Origin of the sequence: Roseivirga sp. 4D4 (assembly GCF_001747095.1) — a bacterium.
Classification (GTDB): domain Bacteria; phylum Bacteroidota; class Bacteroidia; order Cytophagales; family Cyclobacteriaceae; genus Roseivirga.
Window position 1 is genome coordinate 4,339,000 of record NZ_MDGP01000001.1, and the last position, 17,075, is coordinate 4,356,074.

A 17,075-nucleotide genomic window follows, 5' to 3' on the forward strand; every position below is an offset into this window, starting at 1 on the left:
AAATAAGGATTGAAATGAATAGAAAATTAGTCATACTCGGAGCCGGAGAAAGCGGCATAGGAGCTGCCCTTTTAGGGAAAGCCAAAGGGTATGACGTGTTCGTTTCAGACTACGGTTCTATTGCAAATGAGCATAGAACAGAACTCAAGGAAGCAGGAATTGAATTTGAAGAAGGCAGACACTCTGAGGAGAGGGTTCTGAAAAGTGATTTGGTGGTGAAGAGCCCTGGAATTCCAGAAAGCGCTCCTTTAATCAAAGCGCTCAGATCAAACGGCAACTTGATCATTTCGGAAATAGAGTTTGCTGGAAAATATACAGATGCCAAGCTGATCGGTATAACCGGAACCAACGGCAAAACGACTACAACGCTTTTGACATACCATCTGCTGAAGGAAGCGGGATTCAAGGTAGGCGTAGCGGGAAATGTTGGGAAGAGCTTCGCTCGTCAGGTATTAACTGAGGATTACGATTGGTATGTATTGGAATTGAGCAGTTTTCAGCTCGATGACACCTATGAATTAAAACTAGAAATAGGAGTCTTGTTAAATATCACGCCAGATCACCTGGATCGATATGACAATGACTTTCAAAAATATATCGCATCGAAGATGCGCATATTTCACCTTATACACCTGGGACGTCATGCAGTCTATTGGCTGGATGAAACCCTGTACGGGGACGACATTAAAAAAGCCACTCGTGGTTTGAATGTACATCCCTTTTCGCTTGGCGGAGACGCTGCCGAGATAACACATATACAAAATGATAGGTTGTTTTATGTCCCTTTAGATATTGAGGTATCTGCCCCCAGAGCAGATATCTCAATCAAGGGACTACACAATGCCCTTAATGCAATGGCCGCTGGAAATGCTGCCCTGATTGCAGGTGTTGATGAGGCAAGTCTTTTAAGAGGACTCAAAAGCTTCAAAAATGCTGAACATAGGCTTGAACCAGTGAGAAACCTGGAGTCGGTCGAATACATAAATGATTCAAAAGCAACCAATCTAGATTCTGTGAAATACGCCCTCGATGCTTTCGATACACCAATTGTATGGATTGCAGGAGGTATAGATAAAGGAAATGATTACAGCCTTGTAGAGGCTTTGGTACAGGAAAAGGTGAAAGCCTTGATCTGTTTAGGAAAAGATAATTCGAAACTCATAACCTCATTTGAAAACATCGTGCCGATAGTGAAAGCCACTGATGATTTGATCAAAGCCGTGAGATGGGCAAAAGAATTGGCCGTGCCTGGAGATACAGTATTACTGTCTCCTGCATGTTCAAGTTTTGACCTGTTTAAGAACTATGAGGACAGAGGAGAAAAATTTAAAGAAGCGGTGCTAGCATTATGATACATCGAATCAAAGAATGGACTGACAAACACATCCAAGGCGATCCCGTCATTTGGCTGGTTGTTATTTGCCTTTCTGTGTTTGGTATTTTGGTAGTTTATAGTGCTGCAGGCTCTTTGGCCTACCGTTTTGCGGATGGCAACACAGAGAAGTACCTAATTCGTCACACACTTATGGTAGCCCTTTCACTTCTGGTCATGTGGGTGGCCCATAAAATTGACTACAGGTATTATTCAAAGCTGACAAAGTATGCGCTCATAATTTCTGCACCGCTACTCTTATATGCATGGCAGTATGGTTCAAAGATTAATGAGGCGAACAGGTGGATCGATTTACCATTCATTGGTATTCAGTTTCAACCATCAGATTTGGCAAAACTTGCCTTGATCGCTGCTTTGGCCACAATGTTGGCAAAGAGACAACAGAAGATTGATGATATAAAAGAATCTCTGATTCCATTACTGGCTTGGTGCGGAGGTATTTGTGGCCTCATTGCGATGACCAACATCTCCACAGCAGTCTTACTATTTATGACTTGTATGCTTTTGCTATTCATCGGTCGCGTGCCAATGAAATACTTAGCGATGCTTGTTGTAGTTGGCTTCTTTGCTGGGCTATTGGCGATTCAATTTGGGCAAAGAGGCGGAACAGGAATGAGTCGAATGACCAATTTCTTCAACGGTGAAGTCCCTTATCAAGTAGAGCAATCTTATATCGCTATTGCAAAAGGTGGTGTCTTGGGCCAAGGGCCAGGAAACAGTGTTCAGAGAAACTTCTTGCCAGAGGCATTTTCGGATTTTGTCTTTGCCATTATCATAGAAGAATACGGAATTATTGGAGGGGTCTTCGTGCTATTTCTATACCTGGTTTTACTCTACCGGGGTATGCGGGTGGTCGCTAATAGCGACCGGGCATTTGGAGGACTTTTATCAGCAGGCCTGAGTTTCGCGATAGTGATTCAGGCACTTGTAAATATTGGAGTAGTGGTGGGTTTAGGGCCTGTAACAGGGCAGACATTACCACTGATTAGTATGGGAGGCACATCGCTACTTTTTACCGGACTTTCCTTGGGGATTATCCTAAGTGTAAGCCGTGGAGAGCAAGAAGATATGTCTGCCATTAATGGAGAATTAAGAAATACGGCAAGAGCCATATAATTATAGAAAAGAAAGAACCATATCGAATCATCATCAGCGGAGGCGGGACTGGCGGACATATTTATCCGGCTATTGCCATTGCTAATGCCTTCAAGTCAAGGTTTGAAGACACCGAGATCCTCTTTGTGGGAGCTCAGGGCAAGATGGAGATGCAGAAGGTTCCTGAGGCTGGCTACAAAATCCAGGGGCTTTGGATCAGCGGACTTCAAAGAAAACTGACGCTGGATAATCTTTCTTTCCCATTCAAAGTGATCAATAGCCTTAATAGGAGTGCAAAAATCATTCGCAGATTCAAACCGCATGCAGTGATTGGTGTGGGCGGCTATGCCTCTGGCCCATTGCTTAGGGTTGCGACACGTAAGCGCGTACCGGCCGTCATTCAGGAACAGAACTCCTATGCCGGTTTGACTAATAAAATACTTGCAAAGCGCGTGCAGAAAATATGTGTGGCCTATCCGAATATGGAGAAGTTCTTCCCTGCTGGAAAACTCGTGGTCACAGGAAATCCGGTACGAAAGGACATCACAGACTTGTCTGGAAAGAGAAACGCTGGTCTTTCGCATTTTAAGCTCGATGATAACAAGCCAGTGCTAATGATTTTAGGTGGAAGCCTCGGTGCAAGAACACTCAATGATAGCATGATCGAGAGTTTGCCTCAATTGATTGACGCTGGTATTCAGGTGATCTGGCAATGCGGTCGATTCTATTTCGAAGAGATGACTGAGAAACTGGCTAAGACGGAGCATAATGGACTAATTCACCTCTTTGAATTTCTCAAGGAAATGGACCTGGCATACGCATCATCAGATGTTGTCGTCAGTAGAGCTGGTGCATTGTCAGTGTCAGAGCTGAGCATAGCAGGCAAGCCAACGATTTTTGTGCCATCACCAAATGTGGCAGAGGATCATCAGTCTAAGAACGCCAAGGCGATGGTCGATAATGATGCGGCCGTTTTGGTGAAGGATAATGAGGCCAGAGAAAAACTCATCCAGAGAGCGATAGAGCTCATTAGAGACGAAGCCCAAAAGGATAGATTAATTAAGAACATTAAGGCAATGGCTAAACCCAATGCCGCTGAAGATATAGTAGAAGAAATTGTCAAACTGATAGCGTGAACCTAGACAAAATCCATAGCGTCTATTTTGTAGGGATCGGAGGGATCGGAATGAGTGCTTTAGCCCGTTGGTTTAAGCACAATGGCAGGGCTGTGTCTGGTTACGACAAGACAAGAACTGTACTCACGGATCAACTAGCAGAGGAAGGGATATCCATATCTTTTGAAGATACACTGGACGCTATTGACAAGTCAATCAAAGCATCTACTGAAGGGGTTTTGGTGGTTTATACACCAGCAATTCCATCATCACATATTGGCCTCAATTGGCTAAAGGATAACAAATATCAAGTCCTCAAAAGATCTGAAGTATTGGGTGTTATCACCGAAAATATGAAGAGTGTTGCGGTTGCAGGAACGCATGGTAAAACCACAACATCTTCAATGATTGTACACTTGCTTAAAACAGCAGGAATTGATTGTACGGGTTTCTTGGGAGGCATTTCTGCCAATTATGAAACCAATATGGTGCTCAATGACAAGCCGGGAAGTATAGCTGTCATTGAAGCTGATGAATTCGATAGGTCTTTCTTAACACTCCATCCTGATGTAGCGGTGGTCACAGCCGCAGACGCAGATCATCTGGATATCTATGGTGATAAAGATGCATTGAAGGAGTCGTTTAGAGACTTTATCAAACAGATTAAGAGAGATGGACATTTGTTCGTCAAGAATGACTTGTCTCAAGAGTTAGTTGGTAAAACCATTCTAGGTCATACAGGATACAGCTTGACCGAAGGGGGTGTTCGTTCGGAGAATCTAAGAATTGAAGGTTCAGCCTTTGTATTCGATTATCGAAACGGTTCAAGGGATATCGATGGTATACAACTCAATGTACCGGGCTACCACAATGTGGAAAACATGCTTGCTGCCATTGCTGTATGCCGATCACTTGGTGCTGATGATGAGAGCCTCAAAAAAGGAGTTCGCTCTTATAAGGGGGTGAAACGAAGGTTCGAATACATTATTAAAAGCGAGGAGATCACCTTCATCGATGACTATGCGCATCATCCAGTGGAAATTGAATCACTGTTAAGATCGGCAAGAGATTTATACCCTAATAAGAAGATCACGGCAGTATTTCAGCCGCATCTTTTTACCAGAACGAGAGACTTTGCCGAAGGCTTTTCAAGGAGTCTTTCATTGGCCGATGAAGTTATTCTATTGGATATCTACCCAGCTAGAGAATTACCCATCGAGGGCATTACATCTGATATGTTATTGGATGGTATAAACACAGACAAAAAAATAAAAACGAGTAAGGAAAATCTGATTGATCAGATAAATGAGTGGACGCCAGAGGTCTTATTGACGATTGGCGCAGGTGATATTGACAAATTAGTTGAACCCATTAAAAACGCACTGTCATGAAAGCCAAAGAAACATTTTTAAGAATTGCAGGAATCATAGGAGGATGCGTAGTACTCTTTCTGATGATCAGTTTTGTCGAAAAGAGAGAGCTGGGATATCGAATCGATGACATTGATGTCGAGATCGAAAATGCCTTCGAAAATTTCTTTGTAGACGAAGACGATGTGATGTCTCTGATCATGGAAAATGAAGGGGACTCCATACTGGGAGATCAGTTCGGTAGAGTCAGCCTAAAGGCGATCGAAAGACGTATCGAGTCACACAGCTTTGTGAAAGATGCCGAGGTATATCGCGATTTGAAGGGCCACTTGGTGGTCAAAGCAAAACAGAATAAGCCGATCGCTAGGTTGATGGGAACGAGAGGTAATAATGCCTATGTAGGTGAAGACGGAGACTTACTGCCTGTGTCCAGCAAGTATACCGCTAGAGTGCCTGTAGTAACCGGAGCTTATGTCAATGAAATGATGAAGCTCAGCAACGTGCATGAGGGAGAGTATGATGTAAAAGTCTATGACCTGATCAACTATATCAACGCGAATAAATTCTGGACCATGCAGGTGGGTCAGATAGATATCGATAGTAAGGGATATGTAGTGATGTACCCGCAAGTGGGTAAGCTCAGAATGGAGTTTGGGCAGATCGAAGACGTTGAAAAGAAATTCAAAAAACTAGAAATATTTTTTAAGCAAATACTACCGACAAAAGGATGGGATGCCTATCAGAAGAAGGTAAATGTTGCTTTCAAAGACCAGATAATCTGTGACTAATTAATGCCATGCAACACGATAAAATTGTAGTAGGACTCGACATTGGAACAACGAAAATTTGTGCCATTGTAGGTACCAAAAACGAGTACGGAAAACTTGAGGTACTCGGGATGGGTAAGGCCGTTTCTGACGGGGTTATCCGAGGAATTGTAACCAACATCGACAAAACCGTAATGGCCATTGAGAAGGCGATTGCTGAAGCTAGCGAGCAGTCAGGAATCGAAATCAATGTGGTTAATGTCGGAATTGCCGGTCAGCACATCAAGAGCTCAATCCACCATGGAAGTATTACCAGAGATAGAGTAGATGATGAAATTACGGTCGAAGATATTAATCGACTTACCAATGATATTCACAAAATCGTAATGCCTCCGGGTTGTGAGATCATCCATGTAATGCCACAAGACTACATCGTGGATTATGAAGATGGTATCAAAGATCCCGTTGGTATGTCGGGCGTAAAACTCGAAGCCGATTTTCATGTGATCACAGCACAGACAAATGCGATTCGTAATATCAACAAATGCGTAAAGCGTGCCAACCTTGAGATTGACGATTTGATTCTTGAGCCATTGGCATCAAGCATGTCGGTACTCTCTGACGAGGAGAAAGAAGCGGGCGTTTGTCTAGTAGATATTGGAGGTGGTACTACTGATGTGGCACTATTTCATGACAGCATTATCAGGCACACGGCAGTAATTCCTTTCGGTGGTAATATTATTACTAGCGATATCAAGGAAGGTTTAAAAGTGATGCAAAACCAAGCAGAACTGTTAAAAACTAAGTTCGGTAAAGCAATCGCTGAAGAGGCTAACCCTAATGAGATTGTATCGATCCCTGGGCTAAGAAATAGGCCTCCAAAGGAGATTTCGATCCGTAACCTAGCGCACATTATTGAAGCTAGAATGGAAGAAATTATTGAATTAGTACATGCCGAAATCATAACCTCAGGTTATGGGAGCAAGTTGGCTGGCGGTATTGTAATTACTGGTGGTGGCTCTCAATTGGGGTATATCAAACAACTGTTTGAGTATATGACTGGTATGGATGCTCGGATTGGTTATCCAAACGAGCATTTAGGGAAATCGAAAATCGAAGCAATCAAGAGCCCAATGTATGCGACCACAGTAGGTCTGGTACTATCAGGTTTCAGAGCGATCGATGAAAGAGAAAACAGGTACATGGAAAGTCATGGTGCAGGAAAACGTCCGACAAAAAGTGAAAAGAAGGGTTCCGAATTCTTCAGTAAGCTAATCGATCGTACGAAAGGGTTGCTCATGGACGATTTTCATGATAAAAACGAGTATTGAAATAAGTAGAAAGGTTGAAGGATTGAGGCTAAAGAAGGCATGGCGTCTAACCTAATCCAAAACCAAAGAAGAAAAAGAAACTAAGATTGAGACTTGAACTTTGAGGCTTGTCTCTTTCGACTTAAAAACAAAGATCATGGCAGATTCATACATGTTTGAGCTTCCTTCTCACCACAAGTCAATTATCAAAGTGATTGGCGTTGGCGGTGGCGGAAGCAACGCAGTAAATCACATGTTTAATCAAGGAATTAAAGATGTGGAATTCGTAGTGTGCAATACAGATGCACAGGCATTAAAAAGTAGTCCAATTCCAAACAGGTTACAGATTGGAATAGGCCTTACCGAAGGACTTGGAGCAGGTGCAAATCCTGACACAGGAAAAAACGCGGCAATAGAAAGCAAAGATCAAATCAGAGAGATGCTCGGTGATGACACCAAAATGGTATTCATCACAGCGGGTATGGGTGGAGGTACCGGTACGGGTGCCGCACCGGTGATTGCTAAAATTGCCAAAGATATGGACCTGTTGACGGTAGGTATCGTAACAGCTCCATTCAGTTTTGAAGGAAAGAAAAAGACAGCAGCGGCCAATCAGGGTATTGCTGAATTGAAAGAGAATTGTGATACGGTACTGGTCATTTTGAATGATAAGCTCAGAGAGATCCATGGTAACCTTCCGATTAGCAGTGCATTTGGCGAAGCCGACAATGTACTCACTACGGCAGCTAAGGGTATCGCAGAGATTATTACAGTACCAGGCTATGTGAATGTCGATTTTATGGATGTTCAGACAGTGATGAAAGGTGCCGGAGCAGCCGTTATGGGATCTGCATTGGCAGAAGGCGAAGGTCGGGCACTGCGTGCCGCAGAAATGGCTATCTCTTCTCCATTGTTGAATAGTAAAGATATCCATGGCGCTAAGCGAATATTACTATCCATTGTCTCAGGCGAGGAAGCCGAGCTACAGATGGATGAGTTGACAGAAATTACAGAATACATTCAAGAAAAAGCTGGTGATGATGCCGAGGTTATTTTCGGGCATGGCATTGATCAGGAACATGGCCAGAGCATCAGCGTCACAGTTATTGCTACAGGTTTTGAGACTCCAGAGCTCAAAGCAGAAACCGTTGTAAGGAAAAAGGTAATCGATCTTGAGAGCAATCAAGAGATTGAATCTAGTCACGATGACTCCCTTTCACCTAAACACGAATCGCAGACACTCCTTTTTGACACTACGGAAGAAGTCAAGAGTGAGGAGCCTCAACCTGAAGCAAAAGAAGAACCTCAAGATGAGCCTGAAGAAATGACCTCAGGATACTCTTTCTTAAGTCGCTTGGCAGAGAAGTACGAGATAGAAGAGTTTCCTCCTGCAACCCCTCAGGAGCCAGAAATTGAGGAGCGAAATCAGGCTTTGGATAATGATTTTCAAGAAGAACGAAATAAGAACTTCTTGGAAATGAAACGTGTGAAGCTCCAGGAACAAGCAAGAATTCGCGAGGAAAGACTTAGGGGTACCAGTGGTCAGCAAATTGATCAGGGTGACTTTAAGGAAAAACTCGAGATACCAGCTTATCAAAGAAAGCAAGTAAGGTTGACGGATAACCTTCCGTCCTCCGAAAGATCTGTTTCTAGATTCAATCTCAATGATGATGATGAGATTATGGGAGACAATAAGTTTCTACATGATAATGTAGATTAATTACTTTTTTAGCCTACGGGTTAAAAGAGACATGTGATTAAGACAGCCTACTGCCATGGGCTGTCTTTTTTTATACTTCATTGCGGGTTGTATCACTTCGTCATTGCGAGACTGCCTGTCAGCAGACAGGTGCAGTGAAGCAATCTCCTGATTAATTCATTCCTTAGGCTTCTCAAAGTCTAACCACTCCTCTTTCCTACTCTGAGCGAAGCCGAAGAGACTGACCGATCCGACCGCTTAGAGCGGTCGGATCGATCGAGCACGGCAGAACATCTTTTTTGGGAAGTACAAATTGGCACAAACTTGATAAAGGGTTAGTGTGTGATTTTCTTATTCATTAATTTAATTAGTCAAATAGATCAATGAATAATTAAAAATAAGTTCACATGAAAAAGCCATTATTAGTAACCTTTCTCCTCTTCGTTTCCATTTCGTGCTTTGCGCAATGGACTACCACCTCGACTGGAATTCAGTATAATGGGAATGTAGGAATTGGAGTCGACCCTGCGAGTTACAAGTTTAGAATTGTTTCCTCAGGAACGGACGATGGTCAACTGGCCTTTAGACCAATTGGTCAAGAAGCGTTTTTACATATCAACAATGGGAATAATTGGGGTTTAATGATGAGGTCAGATGTGAACAGTCCCAAAATTGGTGCTTGGAATGGAGGTTCACTATTTGTTTATCCATATAGCTCCTTTTCAGGAGACTTAGACACAAGCAAAGGGGCGTTGGCTACTTTTAATTTTGCTAGCATGAGAGTTGGTATTGGTACTACCACTCCAGGCAAACTTTTGGAACTCGTAAATTCTTCTGCACCAACAATTAAGATCAGGCATTCGAACGAGCAGAGTTCATGGGGTGTGAGTTTGAGTCAAGGAGACGATTTGAAAGGGTACCTTATGGCAGCCGGTCGGGACTTAATTCTAGGAGCTGGTTGGAGTAATAAAATCGTAATTGGCTTGAGCCAATTTGATCAATACGGTGGGAAAGTGGTAATGCCGTACGGTAATGTCGGAATAGGTACAAGTACTCCTGGCGAAAAACTAGAAGTCAATGGAACTATCCGTTCTAAAAAAGTCAAAGTAGAAGCAACGGGTTGGCCAGACTATGTCTTTGCTTCAAATTTTAAATTAAGACCCTTGGCAGAGGTAGCATCATTTATTAGAGAGAATCAACACCTTCCTGAAGTACCATCTGCAGAGGAAATGGAAGAAAAGGGGCTTGACCTGGGAGCCATGGATGCTACACTACTAAAAAAAGTAGAAGAGTTGACACTATACACTATTGATCAGAAAAAACGAATTGACATACAAAATGAGAAAATCAAAAAACAAAGTGTAATGATTAAGGACTTAATGCAACGTCTTAAAAAATTGGAGAAGAAAAATTAAACAAGCACATTATGAAATATTTCTATTACCTCATTATTGTTATCAGTCCTCAAATCCTCTTGGGTCAAGAGTTTGATGACCCAGTGACAACTGCAGATTGGAATCTTCTCTGGAAGAGTGGATTTTATCAAAGCTACAATATATCAAATTCGCCAGAGCCGAATAATGGAAACTGGTTTTGGGGGCTAAATATGAACCATAGTAGTAATCATAGCGGCTATAGGTATAACGGTCAGATTGCAATAAAAAACAGCCATCAGAATCCAATTATGTATTTTCGAAGCACTGATGTTAATGGATTAGGGGTCTGGGCGAAGGTGATACATAGCGTGGGCAGCCATACAATAAGTGGTGACCTTGCCGTAGGTGGAGATCTTACAGGTAATTCAATTGTCTTGGATGATCCAGTTAGTACTACTGATTGGAATGATTTATGGAAGAGTGGGTTTTACCAAAGCTATAATGCTGTGAATGCTCCTGAGCCAAACAATGGTAATTGGTTCTGGGGTATTAATATGAATCATAGTTCTAACCATGATGAGTATAGGTATAACGGTCAGATTGCAATTAAAAACAGCCATCAGAGCCCTACTATGTATTTTCGGAGTACTGATGTTCAAGGAAACGGCACATGGGCAAAAGTTCTACATAGTCATGGTCTGCAGAGTATTAATGGGGGGCTCACCGTTGATGGTAATATTCTCGCAGAAAAAGTGAAAGTCCAGGTTGTAAACCCACCGGACTATGTCTTTGACAACAATTATACCTTAAGAACACTAGATGAAGTGAAGACGTTCATAGCTAAAAAAGGACATCTGCCTGAAATACCTTCAGCCAAAGAAATGGAGCTCAATGGAATAGAGCTATCTGAGATGAACATGAACCTATTAAAGAAAGTTGAAGAACTAACTTTATATACTATTGATCAGGAAAAACGAATCAAGAAACAGGATAAGCTGATAAATGATCTCTTGAAAAGATTGGAAAAACTCGAGAAGAAATAGTGCAGGTTCCTCCGACTGACGTCACCCTGAACTTGTTTCAGGGTCTATGAAATTATATGCTGAAATACCCCGAAACTTTACCAATGACTATCTAATAACCTTTAAACTGAAGCCAACTAAATTGGATCGGAAGCTATAGAAATCGGCATTACTTGATGTTAAGGGATGGCTTACATGAGGTTCAAGTATGTATCTGAAGTTACCTAATTTGAACTGAGCAAGGCTAAAATAGAGACCAATATTGGAAGCTCGAGTTTCGGTTGACCCGATTGAGTACCCTGCATCGTACTCTATTCCGATGTAGTGATTCTTGTATAAGTCTAGCTCGAAACCGATGTTCCCGAGTATCAGCTTTGATTCTATTGATTCATTGACATCGCCTTCAAAATAAAACAAAGGATTCTGCCCATTACCCAGACCTTGAATACTTCGAAACAAGCTGTATTCGATTTGCTTGGAAAATTGTAGGTAATACAGGCCTGTTTTCAACCTTAGATTATCTGAAAGTTGTAGTAATACCCCACCTCCAACTTTGAAACCTGGTTTTTGGGACAAGTTCTGCTGATTGTCCGATAACTTTAATACACTACCCGTACCATTTTCAATCATTAGTTGATTGTAGAGTGGTTGGACTTCAAAAAAGAACTTGTTGATCCTTTTTTGAAAATAAGTGACATGCTCTGAAGAGTCCTTGCTCCAATCGGCAAGAAACAGTGGGGGGATGGAGACCCTTCCGCGATAAGGTTTCATCTGGGCTTTTTGAATACCTCTGTTGAAGTCTACACCTGGCCCTTGAGTCACGATTGCTCTAAGACCAATATTGCTATTGGCTTGGGAGTTAACCACCGAAATTTTAGAAGTCAATTGAGTTTTACTTCGTCCATCATTAAAATCAGTGTTGTTTAATTCAATACTTGGAAGAGCTGTTTTATCAGTTCCTTCTACAACCATTAGAGTTGACCTTTTTACTTTATTCGTAATTGATGAGGTATTGTCTTTTGCGACATCCATTGACGTGGTACCATACTTTTTTGATTGAGATTTTTCATATGCATCTAATGCTTGAGGTGGAGAAAGCGTATCATCGGATGTTGATAGTGAGTTAGTTCTTAGTTCACCCGGTATGACCAATAGACTCACCAAAACAATAATCAAAAGGACGACTGCAGTATGCACCTTGTATCTCGACCAGAACGGGGATTGTCCATTGTTGCTTAAACCGGTTTGAATCGCCTCAAATGCACCTATCGGAGGTCGTGAGGATTTATTTTTAAATTTCTCACTGAGAATTTCTTTCAACCTGGAATTGGTAGATAACTTTTTCTGAATTTCCATAAAGGCACCACTTGGTGGTGCTTCAGAATTATTCCGAATCTTTTTCGAGAGTATGTCTCTTAAGAGCTTGATTTTAGACTGCCTTCTCATATCCTCTTACTCCAATCTCTTCTAAGTATTTCTTCAGTAATTGCTTACTCCTTGTCAATTGTGATCGGGAGGTGCTCTCAGATATATCTAGGAGTTCACCTATTTCCCTATGACTATAACCTTCCACTAAATAGAGGTTAAAGACAAGTCGATACCCGTCAGGCATGTTTCTAACCACGTCCATGATCTCTTGATATTCTAGTTTGTCTAGAATGTCGAGGTGGTCATCGGTAAGGGTATTGACATTATCATAATCACCGTTATGCTCGGCCAAAGTCAATTTTTTCTTTCGGAGTGCATCTATGGAGGTCCTCACTGCGATTGTATACACCCAATTTTTCAGGGAGTCAATCTTTTTTGTATTGACAATGCTCTCGAAGATTCGAATAAACGCCTCTTGAAAAATATCCTTAGCACTTTCCGAATCATTCGTATAGCGGCTACAGATGAACATCACCATTCCACTGTACAAATCGTACAACTTTTTCTGAGCCTTTGGATCGCCCGCTTGACATTTTTTTATCAGTGTTTTAGTGGTCATTTAATAATAAATGAGGAGCTCTAGGCTTAGAGCTCCATCTTTCAATTATTCATCTTTGTCTCTGACATTTGTCGAGTATTTTTATTCTGTTGCATTCTTTTAGTCCACTACGGTGAATGTCATAATGCCGTATTGAACATATTCTAGTCTGATCTCCCATTCCGTTAATCCCAGAAATCCGTACTGATCAAAAAAAGTGTAAAGGGGATCATTGGGGTGGGCTCTTTTTGGCAAAAACATGGCGTAGGCGAACTGGAAGTTTGTACCTACAGGTGTATTGTCAGGCACTATCATACCGTAATGATTATCAGGAAGCTCTGACCATACACCCGTGAGTTGATTGTTGTTTGCCAAATAGTTTGATCGTCCGTGGGCAATAGCGCGGTCCAAATGATCTGGGTGGGATTGATTGTAAGGAGTATTACCCAATTGCACCCAATAACTACCTGCACTAGCAATACTTAGCGTTACTCCAGGTTGACAAGTGATATCGTTGAATATGTTGAAGGCATTCACTTGGCCTTTTTTTACTTCATAGTGATAGTTTTTTAGAATCAGACTAAAGTTGTTGTTGCCTTGGTCGCAGAAAGCATCGGCAACTATTGGCTTTGCACCTAGTCTGTAGATATTTCCATTTAGGGTCGTGAGTTCAATGGATATAACGTCATCTTCTAGTCGTGTGCCAGGTGGTGTTTCATTTGGGATAACGTATTTGATTAGCCTGAATTGATGATGAGGCCTATTGAAATCAGTACTCATTTTGAAGGAGTAGGCTTCGATACTTCCTCTAGGAGTATTGGTTACTTTAAAACTGCTCACACTATCACCATTAAAAAATAATGGTAGTTGAATGATTCCAGTGCCGTCTGTGCTTGATACAGGAAATTCAAAGAGTTGGTCCACTTCGAACTCAGTTGGATCTGGACCATCCGAAAGTGTTATATCTCCACAAGAGTGAATACTTAGAGTCGCTGTTATGGCTAATAAGTAGGTTAGGTTTTTCAACATGAAGATGCTGGTTATTGGAGTAGTCGGCTTGCTACAGGAAAACGCTGCTTCCGCTCATTGGAAACTTTTGGGTGGAAGAATGGCCTTGAAGGGTAGATGTCATTCTGATACTTACTCTTCAATAGTCATATGCATTTTAGGTAAAGAATGGTTTGAGCTTATTATCAGTTATTTACATGAAATGTGATAATGCTGTAGCTGTGGAATTGTGTCCTCGAATACCATTCAGGTGTATAGTTCGGTAGCCTCTGACCCGACAGGCCTGTTAGGCTTCCTTCAACCTCTGTTTTCCAGGTTACCTCCCTTTTCAAGAATCTAAAGGTCCCTGTTTTGCCTTCAGGAATTGTGAATATCCAGTTGAAGGGTGTGGCAGGAGCGTTAGGGTTTGAACTAGAACTGATTTGCTCTGTGCCATCAGCATTGTACCGTTTTATATCGATGTTCGGACTATGGCCTGGTCCTAAAAATGTACAGCAGCGACCATCAGGTATGGTAATAAGATTTTCTCCGATAGGGTAAAGCCTTAGCTCACTTCTTCTATTGGGTATGGGATTGGTATTAGACTCTTCAATTACAGATTCACAGGGAATACTGGAGAATTGTCCGCCACTCAAAGAATATCTAGCCTGAACCGCAGGGACCTCTATTACATCACCGGCTTTTACATCGAAGCTGAAATTTTTAATGGCAAAATTATAGTTAGATGGGCCTGAACAGCTGTGGTCAAGTACTACTGGCTTAGCTAAAACCTGAGTCTTTTCTCCATCCGAGGTTTTCAATTCTATGATAAGCTCATCGCTTTCCGGACTGAGATCAGGAGCTGTATATACGATGTAATGGTAGTTTTCCCCCCGCTCCAATAGTGAGCTGAAGGTCTGTGTGAGTACTTCGTATTCGCCTGTTGGATCATTTAGAACTTCGATGTTGACGACCTCTGACCCTTTAATGGCTTCAGGTAATTCAATTATACCTGTCAGGTCTTCGCTAGAAATATGGAAGTCAAATGATTCTGTTATATCCGTGTCGTCAATGTCGCTTAATGGCTCGTTTTCACAACTAAATGCGATGGCTATTAGCATCAGGATTATTAAAAAATTGACGTTTCTTTTCATGGCAATGGTCTTAACTTGATAAGTATTTAACCTATTGTCGCGATAAGAAAAGAGAGTGCTGCTTTTGCGCTGAAAAGCAGTTTGCATGCAAAGGAGAAAGGAGAAGTTGTAAGCGCCCGAGTTTTTGAAATAATTCCTAAAACTCAATCAGTTTTTCTGCTTGCTGTTCGAGTAACTGATTGTAAAGGTCATTCGTGATTTTACCCTCGGAAAAATTCCTTTCAATGCCAGCAAGCTTAGGCTTCAATGCTAAAACATGCATGCCCAAATAGTTGAAGATGTCTGTAAGGTGAGACATGGCAAATACGCCCCCTTGAACACCAGAAGAAACACCAATTAGGGCTGCTTTCTTATCTCTAACCCCCTCAGGATATTTCAGGCCATCAATAAAGGTCTTAAGGATACCAGGGAAGGAACCATTATACTCGGGAACTATAAACACTAGCTTGTCTGCAGATTGTACTTGCTCTCTAATTTCATTGAAAGCCTCATTCTTGCCATTGTTTTCATACAGGGCATTGCTTAGGAAATTTTCGGGAAGGTCTACTAAGTCTACTACTTGGCTTTCAGCACCCTTAGACGCAAGGATGGTTTGATAGTAATCAGCAATTTTTCTGCTGTTGGAATGCTTACGATTAGTTCCTACTACAATGGTAATCATGGCTTCAATTTAGCTGCGAAATTAAGGGCATTTGTCGAAATTTCAATTGATCGATAAATGTCACGACATATAAAGCAAATTGGATTGTGAAAGGTTCAGAAGATTTAAAAACTTTGCATCTTTACAAGCCATATTTGTTTACCTGATATAGACTTCCATTGATATTCTAGCTATGACTTATACTGAAAAGGTTTACCAAACAGTCGACTTTATAAAATCACAATGCAACTATGAACCTGAGTTCGGAATTATTTTGGGAACCGGTCTGGGTGCCTTGGTAAATGACATTCAGATAGAACAAGAATTGGAGTACGCCAACATTCCCAACTTTCCGGTATCGACTGTAGAGAGCCATAGCGGAAAACTCATTTTCGGAAAACTGTCAGGTCGAAAAGTTGTAGCGATGCAAGGACGTTTTCACTACTACGAAGGCTACGATATGAAGGAGGTAACCTTCCCGGTTCGGGTTATGAAGAAGCTGGGAATAGAGAAGCTCTTCGTTTCCAATGCGGCTGGAGGAGTCAATTTGAGCTATCAAGTGGCCGATTTGATGATCATCGAAGATCATATCGATTTGACCAAAGAAAACCCATTGACGGGTGCTAATCTGGATGATTTCGGAGGCCGTTTTCCAGATATGAGTGAGCCTTATGAAAGAAAAATGATTGATGAGGCTTTGGAGATCGCGAAGGCCAATGATATACGATGCCATGAAGGAGTTTACACCGGAGTGAGCGGGCCAAACCTCGAAACTAGAGCTGAGTATCGCTTCATTGGTCGAATTGGTGGCGATGCCGTGGGTATGTCTACCATCCCGGAAGTGATTGTCGCGAGACATATGGATCTTCCGGTATTTGCTATTTCCGCCATCACAGATCTTTGCGATCCGGATAACCTTGAAAAAGCTGAGATCAGCAAGATACTCGAAGCGGCTTTTAAGGCAGAAAAAGGAATGACTACAATTATCAAAGAGCTTGTTGCAAAGCAGTAATGAAGTTTTAGACTCTTAAGGTGATTTTAAGTCACCCTCCGTCATTCTGGCACCTCCCGCAATAGAGGAAATTGATGATGTCCCCCGCTGGCGGGGGCTGGGGGTGGAGATAGGCACTGCTCTGGCTTAAAAAAACTGTATAACTTGCCTCAAATGCCGAACCAAAACC

15 protein-coding genes are annotated in these 17,075 nt (G+C 41.9%); 10 read left to right on the forward strand and 5 right to left on the reverse strand.

Features of this window, described 5'->3' with window-relative positions; all coding sequences use genetic code 11:
- Positions 1-14 precede the first annotated feature (14 nt).
- From murD to BFP97_RS19035, 9 genes are all read left to right on the forward strand, one after another.
- Positions 15-1,352, forward strand: coding sequence for a UDP-N-acetylmuramoyl-L-alanine--D-glutamate ligase (gene murD / locus BFP97_RS18995; protein ID WP_069843930.1), 1,338 nt, complete (start codon positions 15-17; stop codon positions 1,350-1,352).
- Positions 1,349-2,509: an FtsW/RodA/SpoVE family cell cycle protein gene (locus BFP97_RS19000; protein WP_069843931.1), complete on the forward strand. Its 1,161-nt coding sequence runs from the start codon at positions 1,349-1,351 to the stop codon at positions 2,507-2,509. The genes murD and BFP97_RS19000 overlap by 4 nt, the downstream gene beginning before the upstream one ends.
- 2 nt (positions 2,510-2,511) lie before the next feature.
- The gene (gene murG / locus BFP97_RS19005; protein WP_083262665.1) at positions 2,512-3,624 is read left to right on the forward strand and encodes an undecaprenyldiphospho-muramoylpentapeptide beta-N-acetylglucosaminyltransferase; all 1,113 of its coding nucleotides are present in this window, start codon (positions 2,512-2,514) and stop codon (positions 3,622-3,624) included.
- Positions 3,621-4,994: a UDP-N-acetylmuramate--L-alanine ligase gene (gene murC / locus BFP97_RS19010; protein ID WP_083262666.1), complete on the forward strand. Its 1,374-nt coding sequence runs from the start codon at positions 3,621-3,623 to the stop codon at positions 4,992-4,994. Before murG ends, murC begins: the two co-directional genes overlap by 4 nt.
- On the forward strand, positions 4,991-5,761 hold the full coding sequence (locus BFP97_RS19015; RefSeq protein ID WP_069843934.1) for a cell division protein FtsQ/DivIB: 771 nt from the start codon (positions 4,991-4,993) through the stop codon (positions 5,759-5,761). Before murC ends, BFP97_RS19015 begins: the two co-directional genes overlap by 4 nt.
- A gap of 8 nt (positions 5,762-5,769) precedes the next feature.
- Complete coding sequence (gene ftsA / locus BFP97_RS19020) at positions 5,770-7,071, forward strand: cell division protein FtsA (protein ID WP_069843935.1); 1,302 nt, start codon at positions 5,770-5,772, stop codon at positions 7,069-7,071.
- A 136-nt stretch (positions 7,072-7,207) separates the two neighbouring features.
- Positions 7,208-8,770 (forward strand): cell division protein FtsZ, encoded by a 1,563-nt coding sequence (gene ftsZ / locus BFP97_RS19025; RefSeq protein ID WP_069843936.1) that lies wholly within the window; start codon positions 7,208-7,210, stop codon positions 8,768-8,770.
- A 386-nt stretch (positions 8,771-9,156) separates the two neighbouring features.
- Positions 9,157-10,164 (forward strand): hypothetical protein, encoded by a 1,008-nt coding sequence (locus BFP97_RS19030; RefSeq protein ID WP_069843937.1) that lies wholly within the window; start codon positions 9,157-9,159, stop codon positions 10,162-10,164.
- A gap of 11 nt (positions 10,165-10,175) precedes the next feature.
- Positions 10,176-11,168 (forward strand): pyocin knob domain-containing protein, encoded by a 993-nt coding sequence (locus BFP97_RS19035; RefSeq protein ID WP_069843938.1) that lies wholly within the window; start codon positions 10,176-10,178, stop codon positions 11,166-11,168.
- An 87-nt stretch (positions 11,169-11,255) separates the two neighbouring features.
- Here the strand turns inward: BFP97_RS19035 and BFP97_RS19040 are convergent, their stop codons facing one another.
- The 5 genes from BFP97_RS19040 to BFP97_RS19065 form a co-directional block, all read right to left on the reverse strand.
- The gene (locus BFP97_RS19040) at positions 11,256-12,593 is read right to left on the reverse strand and encodes a hypothetical protein (protein WP_069843939.1); all 1,338 of its coding nucleotides are present in this window, start codon (positions 12,591-12,593) and stop codon (positions 11,256-11,258) included.
- A complete protein-coding gene (locus BFP97_RS19045) occupies positions 12,577-13,134 on the reverse strand; it encodes an RNA polymerase sigma factor (RefSeq protein ID WP_069843940.1) in 558 nt (185 codons plus the stop codon). The genes BFP97_RS19040 and BFP97_RS19045 overlap by 17 nt, the downstream gene beginning before the upstream one ends.
- Positions 13,135-13,233: 99 nt before the next feature.
- The gene (locus BFP97_RS19050; protein WP_139135378.1) at positions 13,234-14,142 is read right to left on the reverse strand and encodes a hypothetical protein; all 909 of its coding nucleotides are present in this window, start codon (positions 14,140-14,142) and stop codon (positions 13,234-13,236) included.
- Positions 14,143-14,306: 164 nt separating this feature from the next.
- Complete coding sequence (locus tag BFP97_RS19060; RefSeq protein WP_139135379.1) at positions 14,307-15,254, reverse strand: hypothetical protein; 948 nt, start codon at positions 15,252-15,254, stop codon at positions 14,307-14,309.
- 136 nt (positions 15,255-15,390) lie between these two features.
- Complete coding sequence (locus BFP97_RS19065; protein WP_069843944.1) at positions 15,391-15,915, reverse strand: NADPH-dependent FMN reductase; 525 nt, start codon at positions 15,913-15,915, stop codon at positions 15,391-15,393.
- 172 nt (positions 15,916-16,087) lie between these two features.
- Between BFP97_RS19065 and BFP97_RS19070 the strand changes: the two genes are divergently transcribed.
- Positions 16,088-16,906, forward strand: coding sequence for a purine-nucleoside phosphorylase (locus BFP97_RS19070; protein WP_069843945.1), 819 nt, complete (start codon positions 16,088-16,090; stop codon positions 16,904-16,906).
- The last annotated feature ends 169 nt before the right edge of the window (positions 16,907-17,075 follow it).